Source organism: Microbacterium sp. MEJ108Y (assembly GCF_000834175.1).
Taxonomy (GTDB): Bacteria; Actinomycetota; Actinomycetes; order Actinomycetales; family Microbacteriaceae; genus Microbacterium; species Microbacterium forte.
This window is the reverse complement of record NZ_JXQX01000012.1, coordinates 264423-279159: the sequence shown is the minus strand read 5'-3', so window position 1 is coordinate 279159 and position 14737 is coordinate 264423. Positions and strand designations below refer to the sequence as shown.

General features: G+C 69.0%; 14 protein-coding genes and 1 riboswitch. Of the genes, 8 read left to right on the top strand and 6 right to left on the bottom strand.

Translation table 11 applies throughout. The features are described 5' to 3' along the window. Positions 1-9: 9 nt before the first annotated feature. Positions 10-486, bottom strand: coding sequence for a DUF4188 domain-containing protein (locus RU09_RS08155; RefSeq protein WP_042539338.1), 477 nt, complete (start codon positions 484-486; stop codon positions 10-12). Positions 487-552: 66 nt separating this feature from the next. Here RU09_RS08155 and RU09_RS08150 point away from each other — a divergent pair, with 66 nt between their 5' ends. Together RU09_RS08150 and RU09_RS08145 are read left to right on the top strand one after the other, a co-directional pair. Then, complete coding sequence (locus tag RU09_RS08150; RefSeq protein ID WP_042539337.1) at positions 553-1113, top strand: TetR/AcrR family transcriptional regulator; 561 nt, start codon at positions 553-555, stop codon at positions 1111-1113. Between the two features lie 55 nt (positions 1114-1168). Further along, positions 1169-1747 (top strand): hypothetical protein, encoded by a 579-nt coding sequence (locus RU09_RS08145; protein ID WP_042539335.1) that lies wholly within the window; start codon positions 1169-1171, stop codon positions 1745-1747. A 137-nt stretch (positions 1748-1884) separates the two neighbouring features. On the opposite strand, the gene RU09_RS08140 is transcribed toward RU09_RS08145, so the two are convergent. Continuing rightward, complete coding sequence (locus RU09_RS08140; RefSeq protein WP_042539333.1) at positions 1885-2763, bottom strand: bifunctional methylenetetrahydrofolate dehydrogenase/methenyltetrahydrofolate cyclohydrolase; 879 nt, start codon at positions 2761-2763, stop codon at positions 1885-1887. Next, positions 2760-4034 carry a serine hydroxymethyltransferase gene (gene glyA, locus RU09_RS08135; RefSeq protein ID WP_042539331.1) on the bottom strand — a complete coding sequence of 425 codons (1275 nt, stop codon included), beginning with the start codon at positions 4032-4034 and terminating at the stop codon, positions 2760-2762. Before glyA ends, RU09_RS08140 begins: the two co-directional genes overlap by 4 nt. Positions 4035-4070: 36 nt before the next feature. Continuing rightward, a riboswitch (ZMP/ZTP riboswitch) is annotated at positions 4071-4155 on the bottom strand. A gap of 52 nt (positions 4156-4207) precedes the next feature. Between glyA and RU09_RS08130 the strand changes: the two genes are divergently transcribed. From RU09_RS08130 to RU09_RS08105, 6 genes are all read left to right on the top strand, one after another. Continuing rightward, entirely contained in the window at positions 4208-5725 is a 1518-nt protein-coding gene (locus RU09_RS08130) for a family 20 glycosylhydrolase (protein WP_082041065.1), read from the top strand. Next, the gene (gene nagA, locus RU09_RS08125) at positions 5722-6888 is read left to right on the top strand and encodes an N-acetylglucosamine-6-phosphate deacetylase (protein ID WP_042539327.1); all 1167 of its coding nucleotides are present in this window, start codon (positions 5722-5724) and stop codon (positions 6886-6888) included. Before RU09_RS08130 ends, nagA begins: the two co-directional genes overlap by 4 nt. A gap of 526 nt (positions 6889-7414) precedes the next feature. Beyond that, positions 7415-9550 (top strand): sigma-70 family RNA polymerase sigma factor, encoded by a 2136-nt coding sequence (locus tag RU09_RS18070; RefSeq protein WP_197065984.1) that lies wholly within the window; start codon positions 7415-7417, stop codon positions 9548-9550. A 30-nt stretch (positions 9551-9580) separates the two neighbouring features. Beyond that, complete coding sequence (locus RU09_RS08115; protein ID WP_042539325.1) at positions 9581-9952, top strand: YrdB family protein; 372 nt, start codon at positions 9581-9583, stop codon at positions 9950-9952. Then, positions 9949-11313, top strand: a complete 1365-nt coding sequence (locus RU09_RS08110; RefSeq protein WP_042539323.1) for an FAD-binding oxidoreductase — start codon at positions 9949-9951, stop codon at positions 11311-11313. Before RU09_RS08115 ends, RU09_RS08110 begins: the two co-directional genes overlap by 4 nt. Continuing rightward, a complete protein-coding gene (locus tag RU09_RS08105; protein ID WP_042539321.1) occupies positions 11306-11713 on the top strand; it encodes an NUDIX hydrolase in 408 nt (135 codons plus the stop codon). The genes RU09_RS08110 and RU09_RS08105 overlap by 8 nt, the downstream gene beginning before the upstream one ends. 12 nt (positions 11714-11725) lie before the next feature. Here RU09_RS08105 and nagB read toward each other — a convergent pair whose 3' ends face one another. Genes nagB through RU09_RS08090 form a run of 3 tightly spaced genes read right to left on the bottom strand, consistent with a single transcriptional unit; the run spans position 11726 to position 14709 of the window. After that, the gene (nagB, locus tag RU09_RS08100; protein ID WP_042539318.1) at positions 11726-12505 is read right to left on the bottom strand and encodes a glucosamine-6-phosphate deaminase; all 780 of its coding nucleotides are present in this window, start codon (positions 12503-12505) and stop codon (positions 11726-11728) included. After that, positions 12498-13463, bottom strand: a complete 966-nt coding sequence (locus tag RU09_RS08095; RefSeq protein ID WP_042539316.1) for an ROK family protein — start codon at positions 13461-13463, stop codon at positions 12498-12500. Before RU09_RS08095 ends, nagB begins: the two co-directional genes overlap by 8 nt. Positions 13464-13521: 58 nt before the next feature. Beyond that, entirely contained in the window at positions 13522-14709 is a 1188-nt protein-coding gene (locus RU09_RS08090) for an ROK family transcriptional regulator (RefSeq protein ID WP_042539314.1), read from the bottom strand. Positions 14710-14737 lie beyond the last annotated feature (28 nt).

Here is a 14737-nt window from a genome sequence, read left to right as displayed (position 1 = left end):
AACAGCGCGTCAGCGACCCAGTCGCTGGCGCGCTGTCTTCGTCCCGGAGCCGACCGGCGCATGCGCCGTGGCCGCCGCCAGCCCGAATGCCGGCATGTCGACGTACACCGCCTCGAGGTCGGCGACGGGCACCTGGTAGGTCTCATGCCAGACGCCCACGCTTCCCGTGCCTTGCAGCGTCCGCATGAAGTCCCGCCAGGGCTGCAGATGCGGCGCATCGCGGTCGGCCGCGAATCGCTGCAGGTGCTCCGGACTCTCCCAGTACGACAGCAGGATCGTCGTGCGCCCGAACCAGCTGTGCGCACCGAGCATCCCCGCGTCCGGATGTGTCGCGAGGTGCTGCAGCATCGGCGGCATCTTGCTGGCGGTCCACCACACCTTGCCGAGCTGCCACCAGCGGTTGGCACGCATCCCGATCAGGAAGACCGTGACATCCGATCGGTCGGGGGCCGCGGTGAATCGACCGGGGAAGACCTGCTGAGCCATGAGCCACTCCTTGGAACGTCGTTATGTAACTGCGTTATGCAACAACGTTACGATAGGATCGATCGCATGGCAAGACCTCCTCTGTACGACGACGCTCTGCGCGATCGTCTGCTCGCCGCGACAGCCGAGATGGTCGACGACAAGGGGCCCGAGCGAATCAGCCTGCGCGATATCGCACAGAACGCCGGCACGTCGACCTCGGCCGTCTACGCCCTGTTCGGTGGCAAGGCCGAGCTGCTCGTCTCCGTCATCGAGCACGGCTTCGCCTCGTTCGGTGAGGCGCAGGCTACGGCCGAGTCCGAGGGGCTGCGCGCGCTCGGACTCGCCTATCGGTCCTGGGCGATGGCCAACCCTGCGCTCTACCGCCTGATGTTCGGCGGGGGCGTGGCGACCGAGGACTGCCGACCCGACGAGGCGACCATGAGCACGGCGATGGCTCCGCTGATGCGCGCACTCGCGGCACGCGTCGATGAGCCGGACGTAGCGACCGCCGCCCTCACCGTCTGGGCACAGGTGCACGGCGCTGTGAGCCTCGAGCTCGCCGGTGTGACTCCCCCGCTGGTTCCGTGGGACTCGGTCTACGGCGCGGTGGTGGATGCGGTCGAACGCGCCTTTCCTGCACGCTGATCCGTCTGCACCATCGGAGATGCCGCGGCACCCGAGAGTGTGGAATTCTGGTCAAATGAAGAACGGAATCGTCCGATTCGCCGCGTTCTACGTGTTCAACGTGGCGGTCCTGCTGCTCATCGGCCTGCTGTCCGCCGGGGTCTCGGTAGGATTCAACGCGCTCTGGGCCGCGGTCGTCCTCACCCTTGCGGCGCTCTTCGTGAAGCCGCTGCTCACCGGCGCGTTCCGCAAGGCCGCGGCCAAGTCCGCCGCCGACCGCACGAAGACCGGAGAGAAGGTCGTGCAGTACGTCCTCGTCTACCTCGTCGAGCTCATCATCTGGGTGGCCGTCGTGTGGCTGAGCGGCGTCCGAGCCTCCGGATTCTGGAGCTACGCGCTTCCCCCGCTCTTCCTGCTGTTCGGCTGGATGATCTACGACCAGGTCGACGACAGGCTCCGCGCGAAGGCGAATGAACTGTACGACGTCGTGCAGGCGAAGGTCTCGGGTTCCGGAAAGAGGTCCGCGCCCGCCTCCACCGCCGCGCCCGCTTCCACGGCACCCTCCGCGGAGTCACCCGCCACCGCCGACGCGCGCGCGGAACTCTCCGACGGACTGACCCCCGAACAGCGTCGGATGCTCGACGAACTGGGTTGACCGCCCTATCGGATCCTCGGCATCCGCGTCGCCTCGCAGGTATGCAGAGAGGTCGCAGGGATCCGTGGATTCCCTGCGACCTCTCTGGTGTCCTGAGGCTGCTCCGATCTTCTGGAGCTCCGAGACCGCCCAGCGACTCAGACGAGCCGCTCGGCCGCCTCCACGACGTTGGTCATGAGAAGCGCGACCGTCATCGGGCCGACGCCGCCGGGGTTGGGCGAGACCCAGCCCGCGACCTCCGCGACATCGGGATGCACGTCTCCGAAGACCAGGTTCTTGCCCGTCTCGGGGTCGACCTCGCGCGTCACCCCCACGTCGAGCACGGCGGCTCCCGGCTTGACGTCCTCGGCGCGGATGAGGTGCTTCACGCCGGCTGCGGCGACGATGACATCGGCCTCCCGCAGGTAGCGCGGCATGTCGACCGTGCCGGTGTGCGTGAGCGTGACCGTCGCGTTCAGGTCACGCCTCGTCAGCAGCAACCCGATCGAACGACCGATGGTCACCCCGCGTCCGACGACCGCGACGTGCTTGCCCGTGAGGTCGTAGTCGTTGCGCAGCAGCAGCTCGATCACACCGCGCGGCGTGCACGGCAGCGGGGTGTGGATCGGGTTGTTGACGTTGAGCACGAGCCTGCCGAGGTTGGTCGGGTGCAGACCGTCGGCATCCTTCGCGGGGTCGATCCGCTCGAGGATCGCATCCGTGTCGATGTGCTTCGGCAGCGGCAGCTGCACGATGTACCCGTGGCACTCCGGGTCGGCATTGAGCTCGTCGATCAGCGCTTCGACGTCGGCCTGGGTGGCGTCGGCCGGCAGCTCGCGCTGGATCGAGTTCATTCCGATCGCCTCGGACTGACGGTGCTTCATGCCGACGTAGAGCTGGGATGCCGGGTCGGCGCCGACCAGCACGGTCGCGATGCCCGGGACGATGCCCTTCGCCTTCAGTGCGGCGACACGCTCGGTGAGCTCGGCCTTGATCGCGGCCGACGCCGCCTTGCCGTCGAGGATCTTCGCGGTCACTGCTGCAGGTCCGGGTAGAGCGGGAAGACGGCGGCGAGCGCGTCGACACGAGCACGGAGCGCCTCGACATCGGCCCCCGGCAGCAGCGCGAGAGCGATCACATCGGCGACCTCGGTGAACTCGGCGTCGCCGAAGCCGCGGGTCGCGAGTGCCGGAGTTCCGATGCGCAGGCCCGAGGTGACCATCGGCGGACGAGGGTCGTTGGGCACCGCGTTGCGGTTCACCGTGATGTGGATGTCGTGCAGCAGGTCTTCGGCCTGCTTGCCGTCGATCTCCGCCTCACGAAGGTCGACCAGCACCAGGTGCACGTCGGTGCCACCGGAGCGCACTCCGATGCCGGCATCCTTCACATCCTGCTGCGACAGACGCTCGGCGAGGATCGCTGCTCCGCGCAGCGTGCGCTCCTGGCGTTCCTTGAACTCGGGGGTGCCTGCGAGCTTGAACGCGGTCGCCTTGGCGGCGATCACGTGCATGAGCGGGCCGCCCTGCTGTCCGGGGAAGACTGCCGTGTTGATCTTCTTCGCGATCTCGGGGTCGTTCGTCAGGATGAAGCCCGAACGGGGTCCGCCGATGGTCTTGTGCACGGTCGAGGAGACGACGTGTGCGTGCGGCACCGGGTTCGGGTGCAGGCCTGCGGCGACGAGGCCGGCGAAGTGCGCCATGTCGACCCAGAGCAGGGCGCCGACCTCGTCGGCGATCGCACGGAAGGCGGCGAAGTCGAGAGTGCGGGGGTAGGCCGACCAGCCGGCGATGATGACCTTGGGCTTGTGCTCGACCGCGAGGCGACGCACCTCGTCCATGTCGATCGTCGAGGTCTCGGGGTCCACTCCGTAGGCGACGATGTCGTAGAGGCGGCCCGAGAAGTTGATCTTCATGCCGTGCGTCAGATGACCGCCCTGGTCGAGAGCGAGGCCGAGCAGTGTGTCGCCGGGGCGGGCGATCGCGTGCAGCACGGCGGCGTTGGCCGATGCTCCCGAGTGCGGCTGGACGTTGGCGAACTCCGAGCCGAAGAGGTCCTTGGCACGCTGGATCGCCAGTGACTCGGCGACGTCGACCTCTTCGCAGCCGCCGTAGTAGCGGCGTCCGGGGTAGCCCTCGGCGTACTTGTTGGTGAGCACCGAACCCTGCGCCTGAAGCACCGAGACGGGGACGAAGTTCTCGGATGCGATCATCTCGAGGAACGTCTGCTGACGCTTCAGCTCGCGGTCGAGAACCTGTGCGATCTCGGGGTCGACCTCGGCGAGCGGGGCGTTGAAGTAACGATCGGTCATGACTTGCTCCTCTGACGACGGATTCGAAGGGGTATACCTATCGGCCCAGGCGCGCGGTCGAATTCCGTGGTCAGTCGCTCCCCGGTGGTAGTCCACCCAGACGCCAGTCGCGACGTGAGAAAGCATAGCGGATTTCCCTGTGCTGCCGACTCCGCGCAGGGTAGGTTTTGTTCATGGTCCTTCCCCATTCCATGCCCCTTGTTCCCCTCCCCTCCTCCGCCGTCGCCGGCGACGGTCGGTGGCCCGTCTCCGAGAACACGCGAGTCATCGGTGACTCGCCGGCCGCGCGGCAGCTGATCGATGCCGCAGAGCGACGCAGCGGCATCCGCTTCTCCCACTCCACGGACACGACAGACCCGACCTCGGCGATCGTGCTGCGCGTCGACCCCGCCGTCGCCCCCGAGGGCTACACGCTCAGGGTCGCCGACTCCGTCGAGGTCGTCGGCGGCGACGAGGCAGGACTCTTCTACGGGGTGCAGACTCTGCTGCAGCTGCTCCGAGACGGCGACGAGGGGTGGGCGCTGCTGCACGCCGAGATCACGGACGCGCCGCGATTCGAGCGCCGCGGCGTGATGCTCGACGTCACACGGCACTTCTTCGACGTCGCCGAGGTCAAGAAGTTCATCGACAGCACCAGCGCTCTGAAGTTCAACCATCTGCACCTGCACCTCAGCGACGACCAGGGCTGGCGCATCCAGATCGACTCATGGCCCAAGCTCACCGAACTCGCGTCATCGACCGCATCGCTCGGCGATCCCGGAGGTTTCTACACGAAGGACGACTATCGCGAGATCGTGGCCTACGCGGCCGAGCGGCACATGCTCGTCATCCCCGAGATCGACCTTCCCGGCCACACGCACGCCATCGGCGTCGCGTATCCCGAGCTCGTCGAGGACCCGGTCATGAACGACAGCCTGATCGCCGAATCGGCGCGCCTCGGTCAGCCGCTCCCCGTGGCCGGCGAGCCCTACCTCGGGTGGGGCGTCGGACACTCGAGCGTCCGCATCCACGAGGAGCGCACGTACGAGTTCGTGCGCGACGTCGTGCGGGAGCTCGCCGAGATGACACCCGGTCCGTTCATCCACATCGGCGGAGACGAGTCGCTCGGCACCCCTCAGGCCGATTTCGATCACTTCGTCGAGCGCGCGACCGCGATCGTCTTCGAGGAGGGCAAGATCCCCCTGGCGTGGCACGAGGTCGGCGCGGCGAAGGACATCGCCGAGGGCACGATCGGCCAGTACTGGGGCAAGACCAATCCCGAGGGATCGCATGCCGCAGAGGCCGCGCACTTCGTCGAGCGCGGCGGCGCGCTCATCATGTCGACCGCCGACGTCGCCTACCTCGACATGAAGTACTCCGCGGACTTCCCGCTCGGGTTGACCTGGGCCGCGATCATCGACGTCCGCACGGCATACGAATGGGAACCGACCGCGGCGCTCGACGTGCCTGAGGCGGCGATCCTCGGCATCGAGGCTCCGTTGTGGAGCGAGACGACCCGCAGCCTCAGCGATGTCGAGCGGCTCGTGTTCCCGCGGGCCGCCGCCCACGCCGAGGTCGCCTGGTCGCCACAGCGCGCGTCCGGCCGCGACTGGGAGTCGTTCCGCGCACGGCTCGGCGGGCTGGCCCCGCTGTGGAAGGCTGAAGGCGTCGATTTCCACCCCGCAGCCGAGATTCCCTGGAGCGAACGATGACCACCGATTCCGCAGCGACAGGATCGCTCGTCATCCACTCCGCCCGACTGATCGAGCACGGCGCCGAGGTCGCAGACTCCTGGGTGCGGATCGAAGACGGCCGAGTCGTCGCCGTCGGAACCGGACAGTCGTGGAGCAGGGCAGACGAGGTCGTCGATGCGACCGTCGTCGCCGGACCGGATGCCGTGCTCACGCCCGGCTTCATCGACATCCACTGCCACGGCGGCGCGGGCGCCTCATTCGACGACGGCGCGGAGGCGATCCGCAAGGCTCGTGCTCTGCACCGTTCGCACGGCACCACGAGATCGGTGATCTCGCTCGTCACGGCGCCGGTCGACGCTCTCGCGCAGCGCGTCGCGGAGATCGCCGACCTGATGGAGACGGATGCCGACATCCTCGGCTCGCATCTGGAGGGACCGTTCCTCGACCCTGCGCACCACGGAGCACATGAGCCGACGTTGCTGCTGGCTCCGGCGCGCGACGATGTCGCTCGACTGCTCGATGCCGGCCGCGGCACGATCCGGCAGGTGACGATCGCGCCCGAGCTGCCCGGTGGCCTCGACGCGATCCGGCTGATCGTCGATGCCGGCGCTGTCGCTGCGGTGGGGCACACGAGCGCGGATGCCGAGACAGCGGTCGCCGCGTTCGACTCAGGCGCGACCGTGCTGACACACGCATTCAACGCCATGCCCGGCATCCACCATCGCGCGCCAGGGCCGGTGCTGGCCGCGGCCGGCGACCGCCGCGTGGTGCTCGAGGTGATCGCCGACGGCGTCCACCTCGATCCGCACGTGATCAAGCTCGTGTTCGACTCGGCACCCGGCCGCGTGGCGCTCGTCACCGACGCCATGGCTGCCGCGGGCAGTGCCGACGGCCACTACGACCTGGGCGCCGTGAGCGTCACAGTCGAAGACGGCGTAGCGCGCGCGGACGACACCGGCTCGATCGCCGGATCGACCCTCACCCAGGACGACGCGCTGCGCCGGGCGGTCGCTGCGGGGGCACCGCTCACGGAGGCCGTGCGCGCACTCACGGAGACTCCGGCGGCCGCCATCGGATACGGTGACCGACTCGGCCGCCTCGCTGTCGGGTACATCGGTGACGCCGTGCTCATGGATGCGCAGCTGCAGGTCGTGCGCGTGTGGGTGGGCGATCGCCCGTAGTCGGATGTCGCGAGCGTGATGTCGAGCGACCCGGTGTCGCGCGGTCCGACGCCGCGAGCGATTCGAAGTGCAGTGGTGCTCTGCCGCCACGCCGCCGAAGTGGGTGAAGGGCCGCCGTTCCCCAGATCGGCGGCCCTGTCACATTTCCCTCCCCTGCGCGAGAGCTGGCGGGCCGAGCGCTCCTCCCCCGAGGTGCCCGACCCGCCATGCCGGTGCACTTGCCCCTTGCACCAGCGCCTGAGCTCCGCCCCCCGGTGGAGCCCCATGGCTGTCTCACCTGATGAGACGAAGGCGATGCCGATTCATTACGCGGTTCCCCGGATCTTTTTCTGAGGTTGTTCTCCAGAAGCGATCGATCTGCGCGTGACCAGGGCTTTATCGGGGCGGGCAGTTCGCGGCCAGTTTCTCGGAAGGGGTGGCAAGCCTGGGAGATTGGAGAGAGAATGGGAGACGGCGCGTGATGAAAATGGGGTTCACGCGTCTCTTCATGTGGACGCGCACTCGCGCTCCACGACAGATGGATGACATGGATCAGGACAGCACTTCGCACGAGGAAACGATCGCCGACGCCGATCTCGTCCTGCGCACCCGCTCGGGTGACGCAGCGGCCTTCGGCGAACTCTGGAGGCGGCACTACCCCTCCGGCATGTCCGTCGCCCGGTCGATCACGTCGTCGATCGACCCGGACGATCTCGTGCAGGAGTCCTACACCCGCATCTATCAGGCGATCGTCAAGGGCGGCGGGCCCAACGGCTCGTTCCGCGCGTATCTGTTCACGAGCATCCGCAACACCGCCGCGGCCTGGGGCCGCTCTCGCCGCGAGTCGGCCATCGACGAGCTCGACAGCGTCGCCGACCCCGACAGCACCGACCAGGCGGCCAACGAGGCCCTCGATCGCAGCCTGACCGCGCAGGCGTTCCGCAGCCTTCCCTCCCGTTGGCAGGAGGTGCTCTGGTACACCGAGATCGAGCAGATGAAGCCGCAGGAGGCGGCGACCCTGCTCGGCATGAAGGCGGGCGCCGTCTCGCAGCTCGCGTTCCGCGCGCGCGAAGGGCTTCGCGAAGCCTGGATCCAGGCCCATCTCCGCAGCGCAGCCGCGGGCTCCGACTGCCAGTGGACCATCGAGCATCTGGGCGCCTACTCGCGCGGCAACCTCAGCAATCGAGACCACAACCGTCTCGAGCAGCACCTCGAAGAGTGCGCACGCTGCATGATCGTCGCCGCCGAGGCCAAGGACGTGTCGAAGCGGCTGGCGCTCGTGCTGCTCCCGCTCGTCCTCGGCATCACGGGTTCCGCAGGTTATCTCGCCACGCTGCAGGGCGGCGGCACCCCGATCGTCGCGCTCGCGGCCATGCCTTCGGGAATCACCGAGGGCGCGGTCGTCGTCGCCGGAGGCGCGACAGCGGCGTCCTCGAGCGGTGCAGCAGGCAGCGGCACGACGGGCGGTGGCGGGGCAGCAGGCGGCGGTGCAGCAGGCGGCGGAGCCGGTGGTGCGACCAGCGGCGGCATCTTCAGCGGTGTCGGCGCGCTCGTGGGCGCTGGCTCAGCCGCTCTCGTGGTCGCGGGTGTCGTAGCGGCTGCCACCATCATCCCGAGCCTCACCGGCGCGTCACCAGCGGCATCGCTGCCCAGTGCCGGCGACAGCGACTCCTCGTCGATCAGTGCCGATGTCGGACCCGACGAATCGATGTCCGACCAGAAGACGCCGATCGTCGACGATGCGGAGACCGAACCCGAACCGGTCACGCCGCCGGTCGAGGCGCCCGTCACCCCTGAGCCAGCCGAGGACATCGCGCCCGCTATCGTCGCGCCGTCGGCTCCGGTCGAGACATCGAAGCCGGCTCCGGAAGAGGATGTCCCCGGAGAAGAGACTCCCGGTGAAGAGACTCCCGGAGAAGAGAACCCCGGCGGCGAAACCCCCGGAGAAGAGAACCCCGGCGGCGAAACCCCCGGAGAAGAAAACCCCGGCGGCGAAACCCCCGGAGAAGAAAACCCCGGCGAACCGGCGGTCCCGACGACCCCGATCGTGGTCAGCCTCGCCGACCTGTGTCTCGACGCTCGAGCCATCACCTATGTGACCCTGAACGTGTCCGGTGAAGCGGGCGCCGACATCGAGGCCCTGCTCGGTGGCAGTCACGGTGGTGCCGACAGCACATCGCTGGGTGACGCCGGAACCGGAACGATCGAGCTGCGACCCGGACTCGTGCAGATCCTCCTCGGCGCGACGGTCGAGATCCACTATGCGACAGAGGCCGGTCCGGTCCTGCCGGTCACCACCAGCCTCTCGGCGCTCGGGGTGACCCTCGAATCCGTCCTGCTCGCGCCTGCCTGCGGTGCGCCAGCCGAAGATCCCGTCGAGGACGCGCCGGCGGTCCCGACCCCGGACGACACGGTCGTGCCTGCACCGGAGCCGACGGACGAGGCCGCCCCCGCTGCACCCGACGAGGCCGCCCCCGCGGCTCCCGTCGAGGCTCCCGACGCGGAGGTCGCTCCCGAGACTCCGGCTCCCGAACCGGCCGCGCCCGTCGAGCCCTCCGCTCCGGTGGAGACGGCTCCTCCGGCCGAGCCGGCGGTCGAAGAAGAGACCGCTCCCGTCGACGAGACTGCACCCGCAGTCGACGAGGCCGTCCCCGCGGCAGACGAGGCCGTCCCCGCGCTCTGACCCGTCATCTGCGGCGAATAGACTGGATCCATGCCCCAGGATCCCGCCTCCGTCCCCGGCGTCGACCGCCCGAACATCACCGCCCTCGACATCGTCCGATCGGTGGTCCTGATCGTCGCCGTGGGCACGCTCGCGCTGTGGGGATTCGCCCTGTGGCCGTTCCCGTGGAACGTCGTCATCGGCATCGGTGCTCCCCTGGTCGTGATCCTGGTCTGGGCTCTCTTCCTCTCCCCGCGTCCCGTGCTGCGCCTGCACCCGTTCCTGCGGGTCGTCGTCGAGCTGTTGATCTACGTCGGGGTCACGATCGCGTGGTGGCTGATGGATCAGCCGATCATCGGCACCGCATTCGCCGTGGTCGCAGTCGGCGCCGGAGTGGTGAGCGGGCGGCGTCGCATCCGATGAGCGCTCTCGACCAGCTCGTCGCCGCACTCGGCGACATCGTCGACACCGATGCCGCGATCCTCGAAGAAGCCCGCGCCGACCGGTCAGGGCACGCAGCGCCAGGTCAGCCCCTCGCGGTCGTGCATGCCGAGACCGTCGAACACGTCCAGACCGTGATGCGCATAGCCACCCGCACGGCCACGCCCGTCGTGGTGCGCGGGGCCGGCACCGGTCTCGCCGGTGCCGCGAACGGCGGCGAGGGAGAGATCGTGCTCTCCACCCGCCGTATGACCGCGATCCGCGAGATCCGCGCCGATGACCTGCTCGCCGTCGTCGAACCCGGCATCCTCAACTCCGACCTCAACGACGTCCTCGCAGAGCACGGACTCTGGTGGGCCCCCGACCCCGCCAGCCGGGCGATCTCGACCGTCGGCGGCAACATCGCCACTGGAGCAGGCGGGCTGCTCTGCGCGAAGTACGGCGTCGTGAAGGACGCCGTCCTCGGGGTAGACCTGGTGCTCGCGGACGGCCGCCTGATGCGCCTCGGTCACCGCAGCGTCAAGGGCGTGACGGGGCTCGACCTCACCTCGCTCGTGATCGGCTCGGAAGGCACTCTCGGCGTGGTCGTCGGCGCCACGCTGAAGCTGCGCCGACTCGTCGAGGGAACCACCTGCACGGTGACGGCGATCTTCCCCGACGTGCGCACAGCGGCATCCGCATCCGCCGCGGTCACCGCGTCCGGTGTGCAGCCGGCGATCATGGAGCTGATGGACTCGGCGAGCCTCGCGGCTGTCGCCGCCCTGCTGGAGCTGCCCTCCCCCGCCGCCGGAAGCGCGCAGCTGACGATCCAGACGGATGGCCCGGCCGCCGTCGCCGAGGCGACGACGATCGCCGAGATCCTGACTTCTCACCGCGGTGTGACTCAGGTCTCGCACGACCGCGACGAAGGCGAGCGCCTGCTGGCGATACGTCGCGCCATGCACCCTGCGATGTCCGCTCTCGGCACGACCCTCATCGAGGACGTGTCGGTGCCGCGCAGTGCGATGCCCGCGATGTTCGACGAGATCGCCCGTATCGAGAAGGCCTACTCGATGACCATCCCCACGGTGGCGCACGCGGGAGACGGAAACCTGCACCCGAACTTCATCTTCGAGGGCGCCGAGCCACCCGCTGAGGTCTGGGCCGCCGCAGACGAGCTGTTCCGGGCTGCGATCGCCCTCGGTGGCACGCTGACCGGCGAGCACGGGATCGGAACCCTGAAGAGCCGCTGGCTGGCCGACGAGCTCGGAGACGACCAGTGGGAGCTGCAGCGTCAGATCACCCGGGTGTTCGACCCGCTCGGCATCCTCAACCCCGGCAAGGTGTTCGCACCCGATGCCTGACATCCACGTCAGCGCGGCGGTCATCGTCGACGACACCGGCCGGGTGCTGGTGGTCCGCAAGCAGGGCACGACGCGCTTCATGCAGCCCGGCGGCAAACCGGAGCCCGGCGAGACGCCGTCGCAGACGCTGATCCGCGAATTGCACGAAGAGCTCGGCCTGCGACTCGACGAGGCCGACCTCGAGCCCCTCGGCACGTTCGTCTCCGAGGCGGCGAACGAGCCGGGTCACCGGGTCGTGGCCGAAGCGTTCTCGGTGTCCATCGCCGCCGCCGAGGTGGTCGTGCAGGCCGAGCTCGCCGAGCTGCGGTGGATCACCCCCGCCGACGCCGAGACGCTGCCGCTCGCGCCGCTCAGCGTCGAACACCTGCTGCCGCTCGCGTGGCCCGCGACGCGGGCCTGAGGGCCGATCGGATCAGATGCCCTGCCAGCTCGGCTTGTTGGCGTAGGTGTAGCGGTAGTAGTCGGAGAGCTTGAGGCGAGACGCGGCGGCTTCGTCGACCACGACGGTGGCGTGCGGATGCAGTTGGATGGCCGAACCGGGGAGGATGGCCGACAGCGGCCCCTCGACGGCGTCCGCGACCGCCCGAGCCTTGCCCTCGCCGAAGGCGAGCAGCACGAGGTGACGCGCGCGAAGGATCGTTCCCAGACCCTGCGTGATGCAGTGCTTCGGCACGTCGTCGATCGAGTCGAAGAAGCGCGCGTTGTCTTCGCGCGTCTGGACGGTGAGTGTCTTGACGCGTGTCCGCGAAGCGAACGACGACCCCGGCTCGTTGAATCCGATGTGTCCGTCGGTGCCGATGCCGAGGATCTGCAGGTCGACTCCTCCGGCTGCCTCGATGGCGGTCTCGTAGTCGTCGCCCGCGTGCTGGATCGTCTCCTGTGCGCCGTTGGGCACGTGGATCCGGCGCGGGTCCAGCCCGAGGGGCTCCACGACCTCGCGGGTGATGACCGAGCGGTAGCTCTCGGGATGAGCCGGGTCGAGTCCCACGTACTCGTCCAGCGCGAAACCGCGCACCTGCGAGACATCGCGACCCGCGAGCTTCTCATGCAGGGCCTTGTAGACGGGAAGGGGCGTCGAACCGGTGGCGAGGCCGAGCACGGCATCCGGACGCCCGTCGATCAACTCGACGATTTCGGCGGCGACCAGTGCGCCCGCTGCTTCTGCGTTCTCGACGATGACGACTTCAGCCATGGGAAACGATCTCCTTGGAGGGGGTGGTTGCGCCGACGACCGCTGCCCCGAAGGCCGCGGCGGGAGAGCCGGCAGGGAGCAGTTCGATCCTGTCATCCAGGTGCAGCGAGCGCATGAAGGGCGAAGCCTCGGCGCCGGTCTGGAGGGCTCTGCGGACGCCCGCGAAGAGTCTCTCTCCGAGCGAGGTGAGGCCGCCGCCGATGATCACACGTTCGACGTCTGCGGAGAGCACGAGGGCCCTGACCGCCGCCGCTGCGCCGTGGAACAGGTCGGCGCGCAGACCGGCGGCGCGCTCATCGCCCGCCTCGGCCGCGTCGAGGATGTCGCGCACCGGCAACGCCCCCGGTCGATCCCAGGCACGGGCGAGCGCGCCACCGCCGCAGAAGGTCTCGATGCATCCGCGCTGCCCGCAGCCGCAGAGCCGTCCGTTCGGGTCGACCGAGAGGTGTCCGACCTCGCCGGCGGTCCCCCGCGCGCCACGCCAGATCGTGCCGTCGATGACGATGCCGGCAGCGACACCGGTGCCGAGGTTGAGATAGGCCATCGAGCCGTCGACGCCGCGCAGCACCGCAGCACCGAGCGCGGCCGCCTTCACGTCGTTCTCGACCCGCACCGGGATCCCCAGCTGTCGACCGGCGAGACCGGCGAGATCCAGCGACTCGACACCGAGGTTCACGGCATGCAGGACTCTGCCGGTATCCGCGTCGACGAGCCCGGGGATGCCGACGCCCACCGACTCGACGGCGGAGCGGGTGAACCCTCCGTCGACGGCGAGCGCGTCGACGGCGTCGATGATGCTGACCACGACCGCCTCCTCGCCCCATCCGGTCGGACGACGCAGGCGCGCCAGGATGTCTCCGTCGGGCGACACCGCCACGGCATCGATCTTGGTTCCGCCGACGTCCAGGCCCACTCGAACGGGTCGACCGGACAGGCCGACGGGGATCGCACCCGTCATCGGATGGCGCTCCTGCTCGTCTTCGTGTCGAGGCTGCGGTCACGTCCGCAGGCGCAGATCACGAGACGCCCAGCTGGCTGGAGAGCACCATCACGGCAGCGCCGCGCAGAACGATGTCCTCCTGATGCGTGCGTCGGATGAGCGCATCCTCGAAGACGCCCTCGAGCGTGCGTGCGTGCAGGGTCTCGACCGCGGCGTCGATCAGCACGCCGTCGAGCAGATCCTCCGGGCCTGAGAGCACCACTTCGGAGAGATCCAGGGCCGCCACGATCGGGGCTATCGCGATGCCCATGCGGGTTCCGGCGTCGCGGAGGATCTCGTCACGTGACTCGGGAGCGGCCGCGATGGCCGGGCGCAGTCGCGTCTCGCTCAACCAGGCCTCGAGACAGCCGTCCTTGCCGCACGCACAGCGGGGACCGCCGTCTGTGCCGACGACGACGTGCCCGATCTCGCCTGCGGCGAAGCGGCTGCCGAGAAGCGGCTGGCTGCCGGTGATGACCCCTGCTCCGACTCCTCGACCGATCTTGATGAGCATGAAGTCGGCCTTCGCCTCGCCGAACGTGTATTCGGCGAGCACGGCGGCGTTGGCGTCATTGCGCACGAGCACCGGCAGGTCGAGATCGATGCCGAGCTTCGCCTCGAGAGGCAGGTTGCTCCACCCCAGGTTCGGCGAGCTGAGCACGACGCCGTCTGGGCGCACGACACCCGGGCTGCCGATTCCGACGCCGAGGATGGGCTGTGTCGCCGTCTCGGCGAGCGCGCGCGCCAGCTCGAGGGTGGCGGCGTAGGCGGCGTCGCCGTCTGCGCTCTCGGGCCGTGGCACTTCGCGGCGCTCGAGCACGTCGCCGTCGAGACTGAGCAGCGCGCCCACGAACGCATGGGGGCCCGAGAGATCGAGTCCGATGATCTGGTGACCGACGCGGTCGATGTCGATGAGGATCGGAGGCTTGCCCGGTCCGACCGTCTCGCGCACTCCCATCTCGACGACGATGCCGTCGGCGATGAACTCGGCGACGAGGTCCGAGATGGTGACTCGGGTCAGGCCGGTCTCTCGTGAGAGGTCCGCACGACTCATCGCGCCCGAGTGGTAGAGAGTCTGCAGAACGAGAGCGCGGTTGTGGCCGCGAGCGTGCTCCGGGAGCACCTTCGATCGAGAGCGCAGGTGGCGCCCGGGGCCGAAGGCGTGTGCGCTCGCGGCGACGTAATCTGGCGACGTCGAAGGACGCGATCCATCCGATACGGACATGTTTGTTAGTAGACCTTACGAACAAAAA